At 47.5% G+C, this 21,621-nt stretch carries 19 protein-coding genes, 1 riboswitch and 1 other annotated feature; of the genes, 14 read left to right on the top strand and 5 right to left on the bottom strand.

The annotated features are described in order from the left end of the window. Positions 1-2 precede the first annotated feature (2 nt). Positions 3-1,571, bottom strand: coding sequence for a phosphoenolpyruvate carboxykinase (ATP) (gene pckA / locus KNP91_RS07565; RefSeq protein WP_214849463.1), 1,569 nt, complete (start codon positions 1,569-1,571; stop codon positions 3-5). Between the two features lie 232 nt (positions 1,572-1,803). Further along, positions 1,804-1,930, top strand: a riboswitch (SAM riboswitch). Between the two features lie 127 nt (positions 1,931-2,057). Here pckA and metK point away from each other — a divergent pair. From metK to KNP91_RS07550, 3 genes are all read left to right on the top strand, one after another. Next, positions 2,058-3,266: a methionine adenosyltransferase gene (metK, locus tag KNP91_RS07560; RefSeq protein ID WP_012371152.1), complete on the top strand. Its 1,209-nt coding sequence runs from the start codon at positions 2,058-2,060 to the stop codon at positions 3,264-3,266. 145 nt (positions 3,267-3,411) lie between these two features. Next, positions 3,412-3,897, top strand: coding sequence for a GNAT family N-acetyltransferase (locus KNP91_RS07555; RefSeq protein WP_214849461.1), 486 nt, complete (start codon positions 3,412-3,414; stop codon positions 3,895-3,897). 83 nt (positions 3,898-3,980) lie between these two features. Continuing rightward, a complete protein-coding gene (locus KNP91_RS07550; RefSeq protein WP_012371150.1) occupies positions 3,981-4,685 on the top strand; it encodes an alpha/beta fold hydrolase in 705 nt (234 codons plus the stop codon). A gap of 52 nt (positions 4,686-4,737) precedes the next feature. Here the strand turns inward: KNP91_RS07550 and mnmM are convergent, their stop codons facing one another. Beyond that, a complete protein-coding gene (mnmM, locus tag KNP91_RS07545; protein ID WP_012371148.1) occupies positions 4,738-5,328 on the bottom strand; it encodes a tRNA 5-(aminomethyl)-2-thiouridylate-methyltransferase MnmM in 591 nt (196 codons plus the stop codon). Between the two features lie 178 nt (positions 5,329-5,506). Here mnmM and KNP91_RS07540 point away from each other — a divergent pair, with 178 nt between their 5' ends. From KNP91_RS07540 to KNP91_RS07520, 5 genes are all read left to right on the top strand, one after another. Further along, positions 5,507-6,688, top strand: coding sequence for an MDR family MFS transporter (locus KNP91_RS07540; protein WP_214767087.1), 1,182 nt, complete (start codon positions 5,507-5,509; stop codon positions 6,686-6,688). Between the two features lie 166 nt (positions 6,689-6,854). Further along, on the top strand, positions 6,855-7,886 hold the full coding sequence (locus KNP91_RS07535) for a peptidoglycan bridge formation glycyltransferase FemA/FemB family protein (protein WP_214767089.1): 1,032 nt from the start codon (positions 6,855-6,857) through the stop codon (positions 7,884-7,886). A 52-nt stretch (positions 7,887-7,938) separates the two neighbouring features. Beyond that, positions 7,939-8,583, top strand: a complete 645-nt coding sequence (locus tag KNP91_RS07530) for an HAD family hydrolase (RefSeq protein ID WP_214849459.1) — start codon at positions 7,939-7,941, stop codon at positions 8,581-8,583. Between the two features lie 39 nt (positions 8,584-8,622). Continuing rightward, positions 8,623-8,845, top strand: a binding site (T-box leader). Positions 8,846-8,892: 47 nt separating this feature from the next. After that, positions 8,893-11,298: a leucine--tRNA ligase gene (leuS, locus tag KNP91_RS07525; RefSeq protein WP_214849458.1), complete on the top strand. Its 2,406-nt coding sequence runs from the start codon at positions 8,893-8,895 to the stop codon at positions 11,296-11,298. A 129-nt stretch (positions 11,299-11,427) separates the two neighbouring features. Continuing rightward, the gene (locus KNP91_RS07520) at positions 11,428-12,408 is read left to right on the top strand and encodes a hypothetical protein (RefSeq protein WP_214849457.1); all 981 of its coding nucleotides are present in this window, start codon (positions 11,428-11,430) and stop codon (positions 12,406-12,408) included. A 32-nt stretch (positions 12,409-12,440) separates the two neighbouring features. Here KNP91_RS07520 and KNP91_RS07515 read toward each other — a convergent pair whose 3' ends face one another. After that, on the bottom strand, positions 12,441-13,700 hold the full coding sequence (locus KNP91_RS07515) for a BaiN/RdsA family NAD(P)/FAD-dependent oxidoreductase (protein WP_214767095.1): 1,260 nt from the start codon (positions 13,698-13,700) through the stop codon (positions 12,441-12,443). A 184-nt stretch (positions 13,701-13,884) separates the two neighbouring features. On the opposite strand from KNP91_RS07515, the gene KNP91_RS07510 reads away from it, so the two are divergent. After that, entirely contained in the window at positions 13,885-15,549 is a 1,665-nt protein-coding gene (locus tag KNP91_RS07510) for a putative polysaccharide biosynthesis protein (RefSeq protein ID WP_214849456.1), read from the top strand. Continuing rightward, positions 15,536-16,255 carry a pseudouridine synthase gene (locus KNP91_RS07505; protein ID WP_214767099.1) on the top strand — a complete coding sequence of 240 codons (720 nt, stop codon included), beginning with the start codon at positions 15,536-15,538 and terminating at the stop codon, positions 16,253-16,255. The genes KNP91_RS07510 and KNP91_RS07505 overlap by 14 nt, the downstream gene beginning before the upstream one ends. A gap of 38 nt (positions 16,256-16,293) precedes the next feature. Here KNP91_RS07505 and KNP91_RS07500 read toward each other — a convergent pair whose 3' ends face one another. Together KNP91_RS07500 and KNP91_RS07495 are read right to left on the bottom strand one after the other, a co-directional pair. Further along, on the bottom strand, positions 16,294-16,926 hold the full coding sequence (locus tag KNP91_RS07500) for an SDR family oxidoreductase (RefSeq protein WP_214767101.1): 633 nt from the start codon (positions 16,924-16,926) through the stop codon (positions 16,294-16,296). A gap of 109 nt (positions 16,927-17,035) precedes the next feature. Continuing rightward, positions 17,036-17,254, bottom strand: a complete 219-nt coding sequence (locus tag KNP91_RS07495; protein ID WP_012371138.1) for a DeoR family transcriptional regulator — start codon at positions 17,252-17,254, stop codon at positions 17,036-17,038. Positions 17,255-17,560: 306 nt separating this feature from the next. Between KNP91_RS07495 and pepV the strand changes: the two genes are divergently transcribed. From pepV to KNP91_RS07475, 4 genes are all read left to right on the top strand, one after another. Further along, complete coding sequence (gene pepV / locus KNP91_RS07490) at positions 17,561-18,958, top strand: dipeptidase PepV (protein ID WP_214767103.1); 1,398 nt, start codon at positions 17,561-17,563, stop codon at positions 18,956-18,958. Between the two features lie 91 nt (positions 18,959-19,049). Next, a complete protein-coding gene (locus tag KNP91_RS07485; protein ID WP_214767105.1) occupies positions 19,050-20,195 on the top strand; it encodes an MFS transporter in 1,146 nt (381 codons plus the stop codon). 5 nt (positions 20,196-20,200) lie between these two features. Next, complete coding sequence (thpR, locus tag KNP91_RS07480; RefSeq protein ID WP_214767106.1) at positions 20,201-20,752, top strand: RNA 2',3'-cyclic phosphodiesterase; 552 nt, start codon at positions 20,201-20,203, stop codon at positions 20,750-20,752. Next, positions 20,727-21,593, top strand: a complete 867-nt coding sequence (locus KNP91_RS07475; RefSeq protein ID WP_214767108.1) for a hypothetical protein — start codon at positions 20,727-20,729, stop codon at positions 21,591-21,593. The genes thpR and KNP91_RS07475 overlap by 26 nt, the downstream gene beginning before the upstream one ends. The last annotated feature ends 28 nt before the right edge of the window (positions 21,594-21,621 follow it).

Genomic DNA, 21,621 nt, shown 5'->3' with positions numbered 1-21,621 from the left:
TGTTAGACACGAGGACCGGCTGATTTGATGGCATCGGTCGCACTTTCGAAACGCGCGAAGTTCTGTGTGAACTTTTGTGCGAGTGCAGTCGCTTGTTGTTCGTAATCGGATGGATTTGCCCAAACTTTTACCGGATTGAGCAGGTCAGTCGGAACACCAGGTACTTCAATCGGCATATGCAGACCGAAAATCGGATGTTCTTCTGTCGGGATGTCTGCAAGCAGACCGTTGACGGCCGCATTGACCATCGTTCGTGTATAGGAGAGTTTCATCCGGCTTCCTGTACCGTAAGCGCCGCCGGTCCAGCCTGTGTTGACGAGATAGACTGTGACACCGTGACGATCAATCAGTTCCCCGAGCATCGTCGCATATTTTTCCGGAATCAACGGCAGGAATGGTGAACCGAAGCACGTCGAGAATGTGGCTTCCGGTTCTGTAACGCCGCGCTCCGTTCCAGCCAGTTTTGATGTGTAGCCGGATAAGAAGTGATACATCGCTTGTTCTTTCGTCAGTTTACTGATTGGAGGCAAGACACCATAGGCATCCGCCGTCAGAAAGACAATCGTTTTCGGGTGACCGGCGCGTGACGGAATGGCGATGTTGTCGATTGCTGTAATCGGGTAAGCGGCACGTGTATTTTCAGTCAATGAAGTATCATCATAATCCGGAATCCGCGCATCATCGAGGACGACATTTTCAAGAACGGTTCCGAAGCGGATCGCATCAAAGATTTGTGGTTCTTTTTCGCGTGACAGATTAACTGTTTTCGCATAGCAGCCACCTTCGATGTTGAAGACACCGTCATGAGACCAACCGTGTTCATCGTCACCGATTAATTGGCGACTGTCATCAGCAGACAGCGTGGTCTTACCAGTTCCTGAGAGTCCGAAGAATAAGGCGACATCGCCGTCGTGTCCGACGTTTGCTGAACAGTGCATCGACAAGACTTCTTGTTGGGGTAAAAGATAGTTCATGACAGAGAAAATTGATTTTTTGATTTCTCCGGCATACTCCGTTCCGCCAATCAAGACGATCCGGTGTTCGAATGACATCGCGATGAAGGTCTCGGAGTTTGTGCCGTCAACCGCCGGATCCGCTTTAAAATGTGGTGCGTAGACGACCGTAAACGGTTCAAAGGCTGCAACCGTAGGATATTCACGTAAAAACAGCTGTTTCGCAAACAAATTATGCCAAGCATATTCGGTTACGACGCGCACTGGAAGGGTGAAATGCGTATCGGCACCAGCAGCAGCTTCTGTGTAGTAGAGTTGATCTGCTTCGTTCATATAACGAAGAACTTTTTGTAACAGTTGCTCGAATTTGTCCGACTCCATCGGTTGATTGACATGACCCCAATCGATATGCATCTCACATAAGTCATCACGGACGATGAACTTGTCTTTCGGTGAACGACCTGTAAATTTCCCCGTTTCTACAGACAAAGCACCATTTTCTGCAAGAACTCCTTCTTTGTTGCGAATTGCATGTTCGACTAGTTCAGCAACAGACAGTTGTTTGAACACATGCTCCTTCTTGAGTAGTTCTTCGATATTCAGGACCGTCATCGGCATCCTGACCCCACCTTTCCCCTACGTTGGTTTTGGCTCTACTATTAGTATGACACATTTATTATATATGACATACTAATGATAGAGCAATCATTTTCATGCGCTGATTTCTATTTATCTGGAAACGCTTTCAGCATTAACAGTTTAACATCTCTCCCGAAATTTTTCGACTAGAAATTAAAACGTTGCTTGACAGAGTGAGCACAAGTTTATATCATGTAATTCGTAACGGATACTCTTATTCTGAGCAGGTGGAGGGAACAAGGCCCGAAGAAACCCGGCAACCGTCTTATATTAATTTCATCATTAATGTAGGAAAAGGTGCTCTCCTGAAGCGAAGTAAACACTTCGAACGATAAGAGGGTAAAGGAAGAACGCACAACCTTTCCCTGACCATTTTTGGACATGGAAAGGTTTTTTTCATTTTACCGTCCCACTCAACTAGGGGAAATGAGTACACCGTCAAATTCTTTTTTGGGAGGGTCAAACATGACAAACCTTAATCGCCGACTGTTTACGTCGGAATCAGTAACAGAAGGTCACCCGGATAAAATCTGTGACCAGATTTCGGATTCAATTTTGGATGCAATTCTTGCAGCCGATCCAAACGCACGTGTTGCGGCAGAAACTTCTGTCACGACAGGACTCGTATTAGTAGCAGGAGAAATCACGACATCAACTTACGTGGATATCCCGAAAGTCGTTCGTGAAACGATTCGCGAAATTGGCTATACACGCGCTAAATACGGTTTCGATGCAGACACTTGTGCTGTATTGACATCAATCGATGAGCAGTCAGCAGACATCGCTCTCGGTGTTGACCAAGCGCTTGAAGCACGCGAAGGAAACATGTCAGATGAAGAAATCGATGCAATCGGAGCAGGAGACCAAGGTCTGATGTTCGGTTATGCAACGAAAGAAACACCTGAACTCATGCCACTTCCGATCTCACTTTCACACAAACTGGCTCGTCGTCTTGCAGAAGTTCGTAAAAACGGACAACTCGATTACCTCCGTCCGGATGGTAAGACGCAAGTCACGGTTGAATACAATGAGAACAATGAACCTGTTCGCGTTGATACAATCGTCATCTCAACACAACATGCAGAAGAAGTGACGCTTGAGCAAATCCAAGCTGATCTGAAAGAACATGTCATCGCACCGGTCATTCCGACTGAGTACATCGATGCCGATACAAAATTCTTCATCAACCCAACTGGTCGTTTCGTCATCGGCGGACCACAAGGTGATGCTGGATTAACAGGCCGTAAAATCATCGTTGATACGTATGGCGGATATGCACGTCACGGCGGTGGAGCTTTCTCTGGTAAAGATCCAACGAAAGTCGACCGTTCAGCTGCTTACGCAGCGCGTTACGTCGCGAAGAACCTCGTAGCTGCAGGTCTTGCAGACAAAGCGGAAGTTCAACTCGCGTACGCAATCGGTGTCGCACATCCGGTATCAATCGCGGTGGATACATTCGGTACAGGAAAACTTCCTGAAGCACAACTGGTTGAACTGGTTGCTGAAAACTTCGATCTTCGTCCGGCTGGAATCATCAACATGCTTGATCTCCGTCGTCCGATCTATCGTCAGACAGCAGCTTATGGTCACTTCGGTCGTACAGACATCGAGTTACCATGGGAGCAGACAGATAAAGCCGCTACTCTTGAAGAGCAGGCAAAACGTTTCGCATAATTCATTGTTCAGAAACATCCTTCTAAAGGGTGTTTCTGAACTTTTTTTGTTTCTCCTGAACTTTGCAGGGATACGACTGAAATTTCTAGAAAAGGGTAAAAGAACATGAGTCTGTATTCTGTAAAAGGAAAAGGGGGATTTCGGTATGGAGATACGCGAAGCGGTTCCGGCTGATGCAGCACGCATTCATGATATTGCGCTCACGTCTTGGATGGACACATATGAGGAAATCTATTCAGAACGCTCGAAAGCCCATTTCGTTCAAGAAGCGTACCCGCAGGAAGAAGTGGTCCGGGCGATTCGGACAGCGGAGGAAGCACGTGGAGAATATTTCAACGTCGGACTGATTGACGGGGAAATCGTCGGTTTCATTCACGCGATTGATGTTGAGGGAACATGGGAAATCGTCCGATTGTATGTCTTGCCGAAATACCAACAAAACGGGATCGGACGCCGGCTGATCCGCGAACTGGAATTGCAGGGAGCCTCTCCGATCGAAGTGTATGTCGAATCCCGGAACTATAAAGCCCGCCACTTTTTAACGTCGTACGGATTCAAGGAAATCAGTGAGACGACAGAGGAAGTCTTCGGACAAGTGGAACCTGTGACGCGTCTACAACGTATATATTAAAGAAATGGAATCCGACTTAAGGCGGTTTGGCTGGAGTCGGATTTGTTGCATACTAAACAGATATCGAATGAAGAGGTGAGTTTGTGGTAGAACAACCAACCGGAGTGATCGTTCTTGTATATCCACTCCAATTACGTGCTCGGCCGAGTGAGGCGCTGATTCGTGTATTAGAACGCGAATACGAAGTTCTCCTGGTCGATGCACCCCGTCGTGTATCGTTTGAAGAACATCAACAGCTGTTAAAAGAAGCATTACGTGAAGCCGGTAAACGAAAATTACCGATTCACATCATTGCCTGCAGTATGGGGGCACTTGTCGTCAATCGGCTGCTTCAAGAATATGAGTTGCCGATGGCGAGCCTGACATTCATCTCGCCGTTATTTGATTGGCACAACTCGAAGCAACTAGGCGGCGTCAAACAAGTGTTTGCAAGTGCTTTCGACCGGTTCCGTCCGGATGCTCCGCTCGGCACATTGCCGTTCGGACAGAACAATGAGGATGCTGCACGTCTCGGTGAATTGACGTATGCGGAATATCGCGAGATTGAAGAAGAAATCGTCATCCATGACGAAGAACGTAAGAAACTGCCGCGGGTCCATCTCGCTTGTTTTTATGCACCGGATGATCAGTTCGCCGACGTCAAGTTGACGCTTGAAGTGTGCCGGAAGATGGGCGGAGACCAGATTTATCTGCAACGTCTGCACGGTTTCCCGCACTTCAGTTTTGAACGTTTGAATACGCGGTTTGCTGAAAAGCTATTGCTGTTTCTAAAGATGGTGGAAGATTAAACGGCAACAAGAAAAAGAGGAATCCGGATAGCATCGGGATTCCTCTTTTTGTTTAGTCGATTGTTTGTTTCTTTAATTTTTTTTCAATCGCGACGATGAACGGGGGATTGTTTTGCTGATTCAAGAAACGATATTGCAGGACGGCATAATCCTGTTGCGGGAGGGAAGAAACATGTTCCAATACCGCATCGCGTTCACGTCGTCCTTCCGAATGGCCATGGTAGATCACGAGGACAACCAGACCGCCGGGGACAAGAACCGGAAGGAGGGCACGGAGTGCTTCGAGTGTTTCTTCCCCGGTCGTCGTAACGGATTTATCACTCCCCGGTAAGTACCCCAGATTAAATACTCCGGCACGAATCGGGCGTTGTTCAGCAAACAAGCGGGCTCCGACATGAATATGACTTTCATGGTACAAATCGACCCAGTCGAAAACGTGAGCCGCCTGCAGACGGCGTGTCGTTTCTTCGATGGCCTGCTCCTGGACATCAAACGCGATGACCCGTCCGCTCGGTCCGACCTGTTCGGCAAGAAAATGCGTATCATGACCGTTCCCGGCAGTCATGTCGACGACACAATCCCCCTCATGAATGACTGATTCCAATAATTCTTTGGCGTAAGGCAATACACGTGCAAGTGACATGGCAAAAACTCCTCTTTCTGATAATATGCTCTATTTTTTTCTAAGTACCCGGAAAATTGACCCTTTAGTCAATTGTATCATTTTTCCGATTGTTCGTTTAATAGCGAAGTTCCTTGACAGAGGGTAGCGTAATTTCGTAAAGTGGCAAGGTTGGAAACTACATTGGAGGATACTTATCATGCCGAAATTACCTCGCGCGGTCTGGATTCTGGTATTGGCGATGGCGATCAATACGACAGGATCTTCTTTTTTATGGCCGTTTAATACATTATACATTCATGATTATTTAGGAGAGTCGATGACAAAAGCCGGAATGGCTTTATTCGTCAACTCGGCTCTCGCCATTGTCGGAAACTATATCGGCGGAAAAGCATTTGACCGGTTAGGCGGGAAACGGACGCTTGTCATCAGTGTCATCGGGCTGGTCCTTGCCTCGATTGGTCTTTGGCTGTTCCATCAGACCTTCACCGGATATGTGCTAATGTTGGGATTGATCGGATTCGTCGGAGGAATGGTATTCCCGACGATCTATGCTTTGACCGGTGTCATCTGGCCGGAAGGTGGAAGACGGGCATTTAATGCAATCTATGTTGCCCAAAACGTCGGAGTGGCACTCGGTACCGCGATCAGCGGACAAATTGCAGCAATCGACATCCAGTTCATCTTCATCGCCAATCTGATCCTTTACTTATTGTTTGCCGTCGTCCTCTTGGTGGGACTGAACTGGATTCACGTGCATCCGGTCAAACGTCAATCGGTATCGGCAGGGGAGGAAGTGCGGGAACCGCTTTCGAAGAGTTCAGTCCGGACGATGCTGTACGTTTCGGTCGGCTATGCGCTCTTGTGGTTTGTGTATGTTCAATGGCAGGGAACATTTTCCGTGCATACAAAATCCCTCGGTGTGACAATTTCCGAATACTCGATTTTATGGACGATCAACGGTGCACTGATCGTATTTGCGCAACCGTTATTGACACCTGTCCTGCGCTGGTTTGGTGACGACTTGAAACGTCAGTTGCTGACGGGAACCGGCATTTTTCTTTTGTCCTACGCGATCGTGCCTTTTGCCGGCGGATTCAAGATGTTCTTAGTAGCGATGGTCATTTTGACGATCGGTGAGATGTTCATTTGGCCGGCGGTTCCGGCAATGGCAGCCCGCCTGGCTCCGATCGGGAAAGAAGGCGAGTTTCAGGGGTATGTCAATATCGCCGCTTCGGCAGGGCGGATGATCAGTCCGACTGTCGGAGGGCTGATTTATGATTTATCCGGTATGAATGCCGTGTTCATGACATTGATTGGATTGATCCTGCTGGCAGGATTCACATTCGTTCGGGCTATACCAAACAAGGCGGTAAAATGAGAAAAGGACAGAAGCGGTCGCTTGATTCCGCTGTCTGTCTTTTTTGTTGAAGAAGCATATTAAACATGTAAAATGGGTATTGAATTAAAAGGTAAAAATTAATTGATTAACCAAATTAAAGGAAAATAGTTATGTTCGACGTGTCATATGCCGGAGGTGGAAAAAGATGAGGCGATGTATTTTTGTGGAAGATCAGTTGACGTGGGCATCACTTGTGGAAAATAAATCACTTGATATTTTTTATAGCTATGAATATGTTCATTTGAATGCCCGGACCGATGAAGCGGCCGGACTGATTTATTTTCAAGGAGCATCAGGTGAATTATTTTATCCCTTCTTGAAGCGGCGGATTTTTGACACCGAATACTTTGATTTGATTACGCCTTACGGATACGGAGGTCCGGAAATCATTGGTGAGTTGACTTCAGAAGAGCTGACCGATGCCAAACGTTCGTTTCGACAATGGGCGATGCGTCAAAAAATTGTTTCCGAATTGATTCGTTTTAATCCGCTGACGGAAAACCATAAACGTGTAGCAGATTGGACTAAAACGGAATTCATCCGCCACACGACAAGCATCGATCTTCGGCCTTCTGTAGAAGAAATCATGCAGACCTTTCATAAAAAAAACCGGAGTATGATCCGGAAATCCTTGGCGTCAGAGCTGACGGTCCGAAGAGGATCGAAAGAAGATCTGCCAACCTTCATCCGTCTTTACTATCAAACGATGGACCGGAAGGATGCTTCGTCCCATTACTATTTCACGACCGAATATTTTGAACAGTTGTTTCAACCGACAGAACTGTGTGAACCGTTATTGCTGATTGCGGAGTGGCAGGGAGAAGCGGTCGGTGGATATTTCGTCCTGCTCGGGAACGAGTATGCACACGGACATCTGATCGGCTGTCAACGTGATGAACATAAACTTTTTCCGAATCAGCGCCTGGAGTATGAGGCGATTTTACATTCCAAGTCAGCCGGCATGGTCGAGCAGCACCTCGGTGGCGGCTATAAGGAACGGGACAGTCTGTTTGAAAGCAAATGTCGCTATACAGGTTACCGTATGTTTGAATACCACCAAGGAAAGACGATTCTTCTTCCCCATGTCTATGAACAATTGTGTCAACGGTACGGAAGCGACGAAGCAGCCAACTATTTCCCGGAATACCGTTATCAGGAGACGGTTTTAGCCACCTGATCATCTGCAGATGATCAGGTTTTTTGGTAGGCTGATAACAGGAGGGGAAATCATGAAAAAAACAGGTTTGATTTTTGATATGGATGGGGTCATCCTCGATAGTGAAATTCAATATTTTAAAGTCCATCAACAGATGTTCAACACGTTATCGATTCCGCTGGATTTGACGCAGTATGCGACATTCATGGGGAAAACCGGGGATGAGATGTGGGAGGAACTGATCACACAACACGCGTTACCGCACTCGACGGAAGCATTGCTGGCACTCGAACACGAATTATTCCAACAGCATGCGAAGCCGGAGACCTGCGGTTTGAAGGACGGCGTAAAAGAACTGATGGAACTGGCCCGGACGGAAGGATACCGGATTGCGATTGCGTCCTCGAGTTCACTTGAAAAAATTAAACGTGTCATTACGCATTATGAATTGACGGTCGATGCTTATACGAGCGGATTTGAAGTCCCGCGTTCCAAACCGGATCCGGCGATTTTTTGTCTGGCGGCAGAGCGGATCAATCAGTCACCCGAGGCCTGTATCGTCATTGAAGACGCCGCAAACGGGATGATTGGTGCCAAAAAAGCGGGCATGGAAGTCATTGCCCTGCTCGACGATCGGATGCCGGCACAAGTCTTGCATCATGCGGATCATGCCGTATCATCGCACGCCGCGATTGGAGAAATTTTACGCAACCGTTGACGGTAAGGGAAGGTTCGGCTTACACTTACACATAGATAGTCCATTGCGACGAACTGAAGTAGTAAGGGAGTCATTCCGTTTTAGAGAGCTGGTGGTCGGTGCAAACCAGTCGGAATCGTCCGTGAACTCGTCAGGGAGCATGATTCGTGAAACCAAGTAGCGAACTCCGGTCCTTCACACCGTTATCTGTGAATCAAGTGGTCTGCTTCAGCAGACAACGTGGGTGGTACCGCGGGAGACAAACCGGTCTTTCGTCCCTATTCCTAGGGGCGGAGACCGGTTTTTTGTATATTCAGAGGAGGAATAAAGATGCCGTACAATCATCGTGAAATCGAACCGAAATGGCAAGCGCGTTGGGAACAGGACAATGCGTTCGTCACAACAGAAGATCCGGAAAAAGAAGGCTTTTATGCGTTAGACATGTTTCCTTATCCATCGGGAGCAGGACTTCATGTCGGTCACCCGGAAGGATACACGGCAACCGATATCTTGGCCCGGATGAAACGGATGCAAGGATACAACGTCCTTCACCCGATGGGATGGGATGCGTTTGGACTTCCGGCGGAGCAGTATGCGCTTGATACAGGAAATGACCCGCGGGAGTTCACTGCCCAAAACATCGAAACCTTTAAACGTCAGTTAAAAGACTTGGGATTCTCGTACGACTGGGATCGTGAAATCAATACGACGGATCCGAAATATTACAAATGGACACAGTGGATTTTTACGAAATTGTATGAACAGGGACTCGCTTTCGTTGACGAAGTCGCCGTTAACTGGTGCCCGGCTCTTGGAACGGTGCTTGCGAACGAGGAAGTCATCGACGGGCTGTCCGAGCGTGGTAATCATCCGGTTGTCCGCGTCCCGATGCGGCAGTGGGTTTTAAAAATTACCGAGTACGCGGACCGTTTGCTCGAAGATTTGGATGAACTCGACTGGCCGGAATCCGTCAAGGAAATGCAACGGAACTGGATCGGAAAATCGGAAGGTGCGGAAATCGACTTTACGATCGACGGTCATAAAAAACAAGTGACGGTCTTCACGACACGTCCGGATACCGTCTTCGGCGCAACGTATCTCGTTCTGGCACCGGAGCATCCATTTGTCACGGATATCACAACAGAGGATCACGAAGAAGCGGTTAAAGCATACATCGCGTCTGTCCAGACGAAGTCAGATTTGGAACGGACGGATCTTGCGAAAGAAAAAACAGGCGTCTTCACGGGAGCTTTTGCCGTCAACCCGATTTCCGGCGAACGTCTGCCAATCTGGATCGCCGATTATGTCCTCGCGACATACGGAACAGGCGCGATCATGGCCGTTCCGGCACACGATGAGCGTGATCATGAATTTGCGAAACAGTTTGACCTTCCGATCATCGAAGTCGTCAAAGGCGGTAACGTTGACGAAGCAGCGTATACGGATGAAGGCGAACACGTCAATTCACAAATGCTCGACGGATTGTCAAAACAGGAGGCGATTGAAACGATCATCGCTGAACTGGAGACGAATCAAGTCGGACGCAAAAAAATCACGTTCCGATTGCGTGACTGGTTATTCAGCCGTCAGCGCTACTGGGGTGAACCGATTCCGGTCGTCCACATGGAAGACGGAACGATGAAGACACTCGATAAATCGGAACTTCCACTTGAATTGCCGATGATTCCGGAAATCAAGCCGTCCGGCACAGGTGAATCACCACTCGCCCTTGCAGAAGACTGGCTCGATTACACGGATCCGGTCACGGGACTTAAAGGACGCCGCGAGACGAATACGATGCCACAATGGGGCGGCAGCTGCTGGTACTACCTCCGCTTCATTGATCCGCATAATGAAGAGGCGATTGCCGATCCGGAAAAACTAAAATACTGGCTTCCGGTCGATATTTATATCGGAGGAGCCGAGCATGCCGTGCTTCATTTACTGTATGCCCGCTTCTGGCATAAAGTCTTGTATGATATCGGTGTCGTACCGACGAAAGAACCATTCCAAAAGTTGTATAACCAAGGGATGATTCTTGGAGAAAACAATGAAAAAATGTCGAAATCACGCGGAAACGTCATCAATCCGGATGAAATCGTCAAATCGCACGGTGCAGATACACTCCGCTTGTACGAAATGTTCATGGGACCGCTTGATGCTTCGGTGTCGTGGTCGGAGAACGGTCTTGACGGGGCACGTCGTTTCCTTGACCGAGTCTGGCGTCTGTTCGAACGGACGGCGGACATTCAGGACGTGACGACAGTCGATGCAGACTTTGAACGTGTCTACCATCAGACGGTTAAAAAAGTAACGGAAGACTTCACGAACATTCAGTTCAACACCGGAATTTCGCAGTTGATGGTCTTCGTCAACGAGGCTAATAAACAACCGGTCTTACCGCGTCACTTCCTTCGCGGATTCATTCAATTGCTGACCCCGGTCGCACCGCACCTTGGGGAAGAGTTATGGGAACAGCTTGGTTTTGAGGATACATTGACATATGCGGCATGGCCGACATTTGACGAAACGAAACTCGTCAGCGATACAATGGAATTCGTCATTCAAGTCAACGGTAAAGTCCGTTCGAAGCTCGTCATCAGCATGGAGGCAACAAAAGAAGAAATTGAAGCCCTTGCATTTGCCGATGAAAAAACACAAGAGTGGATTGGCGATAAAACGGTTCGAAAAGTCATCGTCGTTCCGAAAAAACTGATCAATATCGTAGCGAACTAAGGCAAAACCCCTCATCTGATTCGTCAGATTGAGGGGTTTTCGTTTATCTCCGTCGCAAGTCCGCTTTTTTTTTAGGGCGCCTTCTGCTAAACTGAATCAGAAACCGAGACAGAAAGGCGATTTGTGTAAATGAAACGAACTTATATAGTCTATACAACGATTTTTGCCGTCGTCTCCGGTCTGATCCTTTGTGTGTCGCTCGTCTTTTCGAGACCTGAGACCGTCGCACAAATCAAAGAGACGTTTGCCAAAATTGAGACACAATCGAAACACCAAGCAGCAGTCAAACAAGTACCGGCGAAAACACCGTCTTCCATTCCGAATCCGGAAGAACCGTTGATCAAAAACGTCCAACAGATGTTGTACGATGATTCGATCGGTTCCTATCTTGTCGTAACGGAAGATTATCACTTTTTCGAAATCAGCGGGACCGGCGAACGAATCAATGCGTCATTCCAAATCGAGGATGAAGGCAAATTGATGTTATCGGGACTTGACGGCATGACGCTCGTTGACGGCGAGACCGTCGCCTTATTGACGTCCAATCAAATTCTCGTGACCGTTAAACGGGAAGAAGGCGTCTGGAAAGAAGACAAACGGGAACGGGTGGCAGGTACGACGATCCGCGACAGTTTCCACGGACTCGGTTACGATGCCAAGAAAAAACAATTCTACACGATCAATCACATTCGTTCGTTAGCGCGAAGTGAACTGACGTATTTCACGACGAAACAAGATGAAATAAAAATCGATAAAGATGCGACCGCAAAGGAAAAACGCGCTTTAAAGAAAAAACAAAAACCGCCGTATTTGACGATTGTAGAGCGAAAGCGGATTGACACGGCCGGCGGTATGCGCAGTGATGCGAAAAAAGCCTTCACGGAAAATTTCCGTCCGATTGGTCTTGCTGAACGGCAAGGGCGGATTTACACGTTGGATTCGGAAGCATTATTCCTGTATTCGATTGACACGAAAGATGTGACGATTACAGGGGAGTCGGCAAGCCCGAAAGTCTACGGGGCAGAAGGCATATTTGTTCAGGACAATGAGTTGTTTGCTTTGATCCAAACAGATAAATTCTCGAGCCGTTCGTTTACACCAATCGACTAAAAGGCTAGCTCCGTGTGGAACTAGCCTTTTTGTCATAACGCGGTCAGTGCAGCATTCGTGCCGGCGCAATGTCCGGTCACGAAAGCGGCTGTGATATTATAACCGCCTGTATAGCCGTGGATGTCGAGGATTTCGCCGGCGAAAAAGAGACCGTCTGCTTTTTTCGACATCATCGTTTTTGGTTGGATTTCCTTGATCGAAACACCGCCGCCGGTGACGAACGCTTTATCAAAGTCGAGTGTTCCGACTGCTTGAAGCGGGAAGCGTTTGAGCGTCGCCAGCAATTGAGTGAAGTCCTGTTTTTTAATTTGCGTACAGACTTCATCTCCAAAACCAATCCGGGCAAATAACAGATCGAGCAATCGTTCCGGAACAAATCCTTTTAACGCATTGCGGACCGTTTTTTTCGGGTTAGCGGCAAGGGCAGCTTGGAACCGTTCCGTCAGGGCACCGATCGATTCTTCCGGGAACAAGTCGATCGAAAGATGGACAACACGCTCACCGGACCGTTTTCTTTCTTTGATCGTGTACTGACTGCACCGTAAAGCAATCGGACCACTCAGACCGAAATGGGTAAATAACAGATCGCCGGTGTGCGTCTTGATCGGTTTATCTTTTTTACCGTGAACCGTCAGCGCGACGTCACGTAACGAAAGACCCTGAAGTGTCTTTTCTTGGATGAACGTATCGTTCAGTAAAATCGGCACTTCGGTCGGGAAAAGTTCCGTGATCGTATGACCGGCTTTACGTGCCCAAGGATAACCGTCGCCGGTTGAACCGGTATGGGGAACCGATTGTCCACCGACAGCGACGACACAACTCTTCGCTTCGAGGCGGGATCCGTCCGCAAGCAGGACGGCTGCGAACGAACCGTCCGGATGGAAGTCAAGTGTTGCAACTTCCGCATTGATTTGAATTTCAGCGCCGTGCTGGCGGATTTGATCAATCAATACCCGGACGACGTCAGCTGCTTTATCGGAAACCGGGAACATCCGTCCATTATCCTCTTCCTTCAGAGCGACACCAAAGCCCTCGAACAGTTCAATGATGGATTCGTTATTGAACTGAGAAAAGGCACTGTAGAGAAAACGGCCGTTTCCGGGAATCGATTGAACCAATTCTTCCAATGGTTTGCGGTTCGTGACGTTGCATCGACCGCCGCCTGAAATTGCCAATTTTCGTCCGAGTTTACTTCCTTTATCGAGCAAAAGCGTCTTAGCGCCTGCTTGTAACGAGGCGAGCGTTGCCATTAAGCCGCTTGGTCCGCCTCCGATTACGATTACATCATACATGTGGTCACCTCATTTGTTGGATTCTGCTTGTTTCACTTTAGCAGAAGTTTGTACTGTAAACAAACCGTCTCTTTCTTTTATGGAAGCTGAGCGGTATAATGATTTGCAATTGTGCAAGAGAGAACTTGTATATTGAGACGTTTATCGAGTCAAGAAAAAATAGAAAGTGCGAGGAAGGTTATCCATGTCGACTGTGAGCAAAAAGCAAGAAACTTCATCCAGTAATACCGGATTCGTTCGTGGAACGATGTTGTTGTCCGGTGCATCACTCATATCTCGTGCCCTTGGTCTGATTTATCTGTTTCCGTTTCAGTTCATGGTCGGAGCGACGGGAATCATGTTTTACACGTATGCCTATAACTATTATGCCATCATGATTGGTCTCGCAACAGCCGGTATCCCTGTAGCCGTTTCGAAGTTTGTCGCGAAGTACAATGCGATGGGGGAATATGATACAAGCGAGCGTTTATACCGATCCGGCTTAAAAATCATGTCCATCACCGGTATTGTTTCCTTTCTGGCCTTATTCTTACTGGCTCCGTATCTGGCTCACCGGGCAATTCCCGGAGGAGATGTCGACTCGGCTTCTTACGTTGGTGCCGTCACGATGACGATTCGCGGAGTCAGTTTCGCCTTGATTCTGATTCCGGCGATGAGTATGACGCGCGGGTATTTCCAAGGGTATCAATCGATGGGGCCGACTGCGATTTCACAAATCTTGGAGCAGATTGTCCGGATCATCTTTTTACTGGCCGGTGTCAGCATCGCGATTTATCTGTTTGATACCGATGCAGCCTGGGCAGCAACGATTGCGACATTCAGTGCCTTCATCGGGGCAATCGGCAGTGTCGCTGTGCTCGTTTATTATTTCCGGAAACGTGCTCCCGGCTTAAAAGCGTTACGCGACGGTCAGACGACGATATCGCCGAATCGTCCATTATCAGGATTGTATAAAGAACTGTTGACGTATGCGATTCCGATCGTTATGGTCGGTCTGTCGACACCGCTTTATCAGGTCATTGATCAAAACACGATGAATGCGGCTTTACAAAGCATCGGATACACGCTTGAAGCCGCCGGAAACGCAACAGCCTATCTGATTGCAGATAGTCATAAAATTGTCTTGATTCCGGTTTCGGTCGCGACAGGATTATCCTTATCCGCGACACCACTTTTGACGGCCTCGTTTACACAAGGGGATATGCGGAAAGTCCGGAAACAAATCTCGCAAATTTACCAACTGGCGTTTTTCGTAACGATTCCAGCGGTCGTCGGTATGATTTTACTGAGTGAAGAGACATTCCATGTCTTATTCCCGAGAGATCAGGCGGCATGGGTCTATTTATTAAGTTATGCACCAAGTGCGTTATTCCTCGCGTTGTATTCCGTGACAGCGGCAGTGCTGCAAGGAATCAACCGGCAGTATTTCACGATTATTGCGACACTGGCAGGATTGCTGACGAAGTATCTATTGAACGCACCGTTGATTCACTGGACCGGAGACGGAACAGGGGCCGGATATGCAACCATCCTTGGATACGTCGTCGCAACCGGATTGATGTTCTTCCGGATTACACAAACGGTTCAGTTCCCGTTCAGCACAGTCTTGCGCCGGACGTCACTGATTATGATCATCAGTGCCATCATGGGTGCGAGCGTCGCGCTCGTCAAATGGGGATTAGCAGCTCTGCTTCCCGCTACGACGATCGGTTCACTCATCATCTTAATCGTCGGAGCCGGAATCGGGATTGTCGTCTTTGCAGGTCTTGCCATTTGGAGCGGTCTTGCGGAAGCCGTACTTGGACGAAAATTTTCAATGAAACGAGGACGAGGAAATGCGTCTAGATAAATTACTCTCAAACATGGGAGCAGGATCCCGAAAAGAAGTAAAACAATTACTCAAGTCGGGTGCGATTCAAGTCGATGGCGAAATCGTCTACGACCCGAAACAGCACGTCGATACAGAAAATCAACAAGTGTTATTATACGGCGAACCGGTCACGTATCAAAAATTCATTTATTTAATGATGAACAAACCGCCCGGCGTAATCAGTGCGACAGAAGATAAGCGGGATCAAACCGTGATTGATTTACTGTTTGACGACGTGACGTACTTCAAACCGTTCCCGGTCGGACGACTCGACAAGGATACGGAAGGGCTGCTCTTGCTGACGAATGACGGATCATTTAATCATGCATTGATGTCACCGAAAAAACACGTCGAGAAAGTCTATTATGCGGAAGTCATCGGTACGCTGACAGAAGAGGACGTGGAGGAAGTTGCAGAAGGGGTCACACTTGAGGACGGCTATAAAACAAAGCCGGGCAAGCTGGTTATCTTGGAAGCAACGGACGAAACATCAACACTCGAGCTGACGATTACCGAAGGGAAGTTCCATCAGGTCAAACGGATGATGCTTGCTCTCGGAAAAGAAGTGACGTATCTGAAACGGTTGTCAATCGGACAATTGCCGCTTGATCCGACACTTGAAGCAGGAGAATACCGGGAACTCACACGTGGCGAATTAGCCTTGTTTGACTGGAAACCGGAATAAAAAAAGACGCTCTTCTTATAGAAGAGCGCCTTTTTGAATTATTGATTACGCAACGCTTCCGCAATCGGGAAGGGACCGCTTAATACTTCGAACTGACGTGTTTGAGTCGGGTGATCAATCAAGGTTACGAAGAGGGCCGCGATATCATCACGTGAGACTTCGCGTCCTTCATACGAATCAAAGTGTTCTTTCGTCTCGATCGTACCGCTCGGTTCATCATAACTGAGTGGACCCGGACGGACAATCGTATAATCGAGACCGCTGTCTTTTAAATGACGGTCGGCCGCACCTTTTGATTCCAGATAAACTTTTAAATCACCTTGCGGATGATCGGCACCGATTGAACTGAGCATCAAGAAACGCTCAATCCCGCTTGCTTTGGCCGCATCGATGACTTTAATGGCTCCATCCTGATCGACGGCGCGCGTCAGCTCTTCCGAAGCTCCGCCGGCACCGGCTGCAAAAATAACGACATCCGCATCTTTGACGACATCTGTCACATCTTTCGTTAAATCACCAAGACGGACCTCGGATGCGCCAAGAGCGATTAAGTCATTGATTTGATTTTCTTCCCGTACGACGGCGATTGCTTGATGCTGACCTTGTTTCCCGATCAGTTCAACCATTTTTCGCCCTGTTGTTCCGTTTGCTCCAATGATTAAAATATTCATCTCATCATCTCCTTCTCAAACTAGATATACCCTGCCTGAAAAAAAAATAACAAAAAAAGACGCGAAGGATTCGCGTCGTTACATAAAATAGTTTGATGAAACATCTTAATCAGCCGGCTTGTCGTTGTTTTTTACTTGATGTCCAAGTACCGCGTCTTGGGCTTACAATGAGGTTGTTGTATTCGAGCACGTTCAAGTCACGCTGGACGGTTCTTGAAGTAATGCCGAACTCTTCAACCAAGTCTGCTGTCGTAGTAGCTCCGTTCTCATTGATATAGAGATAAATCGATTTAATCCGGGTCAACATACGGTCTGTAGAATCTTTCATTGGTATAACCACTCCCCCAATGGATAGAATAGTGTTCTAAAGCTTCGGGTGACAAAAGACGATGATGAATTAAGTTGTTTCGCCTTTAGTATAACTCTTTTAATATAGAATGCAAGTAATTTAACCGAACGTTTTCAAAAATCACACAAACTTTCAATAGTTAATAGCGAATGAAACGTCTTTTATTCATTTTAATGTTCGCTAAAAACGTAATAACAAAAGATTTGGTATTTTGGATGTTCGTAATTGTCAAATTTTCGCTATACTTAAAGGTGAACGAATTAGCGGACAAGGGAGAGAAGTCAAATGGTCAATTGGAAAGAAGAAGTCATGGCACGACGTGAAGATCTCTTAGTTGATTTAAAGGAGCTATTACGCATACCGAGTATTCTCGATGAAACGACGATTCAAGAAGGTGCTCCGTTCGGGACGGAAGTCAAACGGGCACTCGATTGGATGCTTGCGCTGGGGGAACGGGATGGATTTATTACGAAGAACGTCGACGGATATGCCGGTCACCTCGAGTATGGTCAAGGAGACGAATTACTCGGAATCCTCTGCCACCTGGACGTCGTACCAGCAGGCGGTGACAATTGGACATACGGACCGTTCAATCCGACATTAGCCGACGGGAAATTGATTGCGCGGGGTGCAATCGATGATAAGGGACCCACGATGGCGGCGTATTATGCCTTGAAGATCGTCAAAGAGTTGGGGCTTCCGCTTTCAAAACGGATTCGTTTGATTGCCGGTGGGGATGAAGAAAGCGAATGGCGCTGTGTGAATCATTACTTCAAGCATGAAGAAATGCCGACGCTTGGATTTGCACCGGATGCTGATTTCCCTATCATTAACGCTGAAAAAGGATTGTATGACGGATTACTCGTTCAAGGTAAACCCGTAAAAGCAGCAGATACAGGCTATCAACTCGTTCGTTTTGAAGGCGGAGAGCGTCCGAATATGGTACCGGGTCACGCGACGGCTACGGTTCATGTCGCTGAACGGGGAACGATCGAAGAAGATTTCCATCAGTATCTGGAGAAACAAGGTGTGACAGGGACAGTCAAGGAGACGGCTGAAGGACTTGTCTTTGATGTCATCGGCGTCGCAGCGCATGCGATGGAACCGGATAACGGGAAAAACGCAGCCCTTCATTTGGCACGTTTCCTGCATACCCTTCATCTTGATTACAATGGCCGCCGTTATCTCGAGATGGTCGTGCATATGTTCCGTGATTCACGTGGTGTGGCGCTTGGTGTGGCTGCATCCGATGAAACCGGCGACTTGACGATCAACGGAGGCGTTTTCCGTTACGGACAAGGGCAAGGGACGGCTTCGCTTAATATCCGTTATCCTTATAGTGCTGATTTCACAGAACGCTTACAGTTGATTAAAGAAGCAGCCATCGCATACGGGTTCGAACTTCAAACACGCACACATATGCCGCCGCATCATGTCGATCCGAACCATGAACTGATCCGGACACTCAGTGCGGTCTATGAACGGCAAACAAATCAAAAGGCCGACTTGATTGCGATCGGTGGCGGAACCTACGCCCGTTCATTGACAGCTGGTGTTGCATTTGGACCTGTTTTCCCGGGCGGACCGGAAGTCGCGCACCAAGTGGATGAGTATGTTGATTTTGAAGAGTTGTTATTAGCTGTCGCCATCTATGCAGAAGCGATTTACGAATTGGCGAAATAAACATCTGTTCATCTGAAAAACCAATTTATAAGGAAATGAATCCCCCGAATCCATTGTGATAGGGGGATTGATTCTTGAAGGAGAGTCAGTTGTGATCCATCGTCAAAAATATCATTTTCAAGCCCTTTATTTTTTCATCTTCTTTGGGCAAGGTGCACTTATTCCCTATTTGGCACTGTATTTTTCCAATGATGCGTTTCAATTATCAGCATCGGAAATCGGAACGATTGTTGCAGTAGGTCCCGTATTATCGATTGTCTTACAGCCGATTTGGGGAATGGCCGCCGACCGGTTCGGGCGACCGAAACGTTTATTATTGGTGGCCTTACTCGCGGCAGGTCTCTTAACCATCAGTTATTTACTGACTTCTATTTATTTATTTCTGTTATTGATTTCTTCACTCTGGGCGTTGTTCCAGTGCGCACATATTCCGCTCGTCGATACATTGGCGATTGAATTCTCCAAAAGAAAATCAGTCGACTACGGGGCGTTACGCTTATTTGGCTCCGCCGGTTTTGCGCTCGCTGTCTTTATTCTCGGACAGGTGACGGAACAGGGCTCGCTCGGTGCAATTTTTTATGCGAGTGGAACAGCACTCGTTCTCGGATTTCTGGTGTTGATTGGAATTGAAGAAACCCCTGTTTCGACGGTCGAACGTGAACACATTCCATTGAAGGCCTTGTTTTCGAATAAACGTTTTTTACTGTTTTTAGCAGGCGGCAGTTTAGTGTTTGGACCGATTTTTGCCAACAATTATTACTTCGGCAGTTACGTGACGATTCGTGGAGAGTCGACGGCACTCGTCGGAACGCTGTTTTTTGTTGCGGTGTTATGCGAAATTCCATTCATGCGTATTGCGACACGAGTCATGATGCGGTTTGGGCCGATTCCTGTCTTGGTGTTTATTTCCGTCTTATCCGCGTTGCGGACCGGAATCTTGGCGCTTGAGCCGCCAATTTTTACACTTTGGATTTTGGCGGCATTACAAGGACTCATCATCGGTCTGTTGATTCCTGTCGCTCTTGATTATGTCCGTTCGCTGGTACCGCCTTCAACAGTGGCGACGGCAGTCAGTACGTATATGGCGACGACGACCGGTCTTGCGACGGCATTATTCAATTTAATGAGCGGGATTGTTTTGGATCAATGGACCATCTACGCGGTATTTTGGGTATATACAGGTAGTAGCCTGTTAGGTGCTTGTTTGTATCTGATCAGCTCAAAAATCAAGGAGTGATCCGTATGCAAAAACACTTTTTCATCGCCATTCCGGTTGCTGACGAGACGTTGGCGCGATTCGCGTCTTCCCTGAAACTTGAGCGTTATTACAAAACGGTATATGAACCGAACGAATATCATTTGACACTGCGTTTTTTAGGCTCACTAACCGATGACGAGTTGAGAAACTGGCGGCGTCAGCTGACGGAGATTACGCAAATGACTTCCGCCTTTACTTTAAAATTAGATCACCTTGAACGATTTGGATTAGCAGAACGACCCCGTGTCTTTGCTGCCGGACCGGCATATGAGGAAAAACTGTTTCAGCTTGCCCGGCAGATTGATCCGAATCCGGCTAAACCGTTTGTTCCACACATTACCCTTGCGAAGAAGTGGAATCAAGAAGTGTCGCTCCACCCACCCGAACAAACACCTGCCGCCAGCTTACATGTCAAAGAAATCGTTCTGTATCAGATTTGCCCGGACAATCAACCGCGGTATCAGGCAGATACACGATTTCAATTTGGGAAGAATGAACGAGGTGATATGATTGGCATTATTGATGAAACTTTATGATTTAGAAAGCCGTTACGAAAGAAATCCGCTCGAAACTTCAAAACGTTTTAAAGATCAGCAGCTTGTTGATTATGCGAACGTCTTGAAAAAATGGGAGACGGGTGAATTGTTCCCGGGTGAGACGATCATCCGGCCGAAAAAATGGTGGCAGCCTTTTAAGAAACCGGAAATGTTTCAAGTACCGGGAAAACAAATCTCGAAGTCTGCTTTTGATAAATGGTACAAAAAGCGAGTGGAAGTCCAAAAATTAATTTATGTCGCAGGCGGAGCGACGGAAGATGACATCTGGCGGCTTCCTTTAAGACGACACCTGGATTTTTATCAGATGCTGCATCTCTTGAATGATCAATTCGGTATGTTTTACCGTGCCGTCATTCAGTACCAGCAAGGAGAAGTGGAACTCAGTCCGTTTGTCGTAGGGCCTTCTGCCATCTATATACTGGATTGGTTAGACGGCGAAGAGAGCATCTATCACATCAAACGCAGTAAACTGTGGCGCGAACAACCATTCAAAGCCTCGCCGAAAAACATCGTTAATCCGTTAATCAGTTTAAAACGGACAGAGGATATCCTGCGATTGATTTTAGGTTCCGAATTCATATTGCCAATCGAGCGTGTCGTCATAGCGTCACAAGGCTATTTCGATCAAATGCCAAAAGAGACAACGACGACTTACGTCAGTAAGATTGATTTTACAGAGTGGTTGCGGAAAATGAATCTGTCGGCTGTGCATACAAAAGCTTTTCAGATGCGCGTATGCGAACAGATTTTAAAAGAGACCGTTTCGGTGACATTCCAAATGGCACTGAACAGTCAGGAAAACGGGCGGATTCAAAAATAGGGAGGGAAGCGGCAAGATGTTTGCTTGT

The sequence above is a fragment of the Exiguobacterium sp. s138 genome (assembly GCF_018618775.1).
Taxonomy (GTDB): Bacteria; Bacillota; Bacilli; order Exiguobacteriales; family Exiguobacteriaceae; genus Exiguobacterium_A; species Exiguobacterium_A artemiae.
The sequence above is the reverse complement of the archived record's forward strand: the minus strand, read 5'-3'. Positions and strand labels throughout refer to the sequence as shown.

Bases quoted from the DNA above. Each gene is read 5' to 3' on its own strand.
- KNP91_RS07505 (WP_214767099.1), top strand. From the start codon at position 15,536: ATGCGTCTAGATAAATTACTCTCAAACATGGGAGCAGGATCCCGAAAA.
- KNP91_RS07510 (WP_214849456.1), top strand. From the start codon at position 13,885: ATGTCGACTGTGAGCAAAAAGCAAGAAACTTCATCCAGTAATACCGGA.
- KNP91_RS07500 (WP_214767101.1), bottom strand. From the start codon at position 16,926: ATGAATATTTTAATCATTGGAGCAAACGGAACAACAGGGCGAAAAATG.
- KNP91_RS07540 (WP_214767087.1), top strand. From the start codon at position 5,507: ATGCCGAAATTACCTCGCGCGGTCTGGATTCTGGTATTGGCGATGGCG.
- pepV (WP_214767103.1), top strand. From the start codon at position 17,561: ATGGTCAATTGGAAAGAAGAAGTCATGGCACGACGTGAAGATCTCTTA.
- KNP91_RS07515 (WP_214767095.1), bottom strand. From the start codon at position 13,700: ATGTATGATGTAATCGTAATCGGAGGCGGACCAAGCGGCTTAATGGCA.
- KNP91_RS07530 (WP_214849459.1), top strand. From the start codon at position 7,939: ATGAAAAAAACAGGTTTGATTTTTGATATGGATGGGGTCATCCTCGAT.
- leuS (WP_214849458.1), top strand. From the start codon at position 8,893: ATGCCGTACAATCATCGTGAAATCGAACCGAAATGGCAAGCGCGTTGG.
- metK (WP_012371152.1), top strand. From the start codon at position 2,058: ATGACAAACCTTAATCGCCGACTGTTTACGTCGGAATCAGTAACAGAA.
- mnmM (WP_012371148.1), bottom strand. From the start codon at position 5,328: ATGTCACTTGCACGTGTATTGCCTTACGCCAAAGAATTATTGGAATCA.
- KNP91_RS07555 (WP_214849461.1), top strand. From the start codon at position 3,412: ATGGAGATACGCGAAGCGGTTCCGGCTGATGCAGCACGCATTCATGAT.
- KNP91_RS07495 (WP_012371138.1), bottom strand. From the start codon at position 17,254: ATGAAAGATTCTACAGACCGTATGTTGACCCGGATTAAATCGATTTAT.
- KNP91_RS07535 (WP_214767089.1), top strand. From the start codon at position 6,855: ATGAGGCGATGTATTTTTGTGGAAGATCAGTTGACGTGGGCATCACTT.
- pckA (WP_214849463.1), bottom strand. From the start codon at position 1,571: ATGCCGATGACGGTCCTGAATATCGAAGAACTACTCAAGAAGGAGCAT.
- KNP91_RS07520 (WP_214849457.1), top strand. From the start codon at position 11,428: ATGAAACGAACTTATATAGTCTATACAACGATTTTTGCCGTCGTCTCC.
- thpR (WP_214767106.1), top strand. From the start codon at position 20,201: ATGCAAAAACACTTTTTCATCGCCATTCCGGTTGCTGACGAGACGTTG.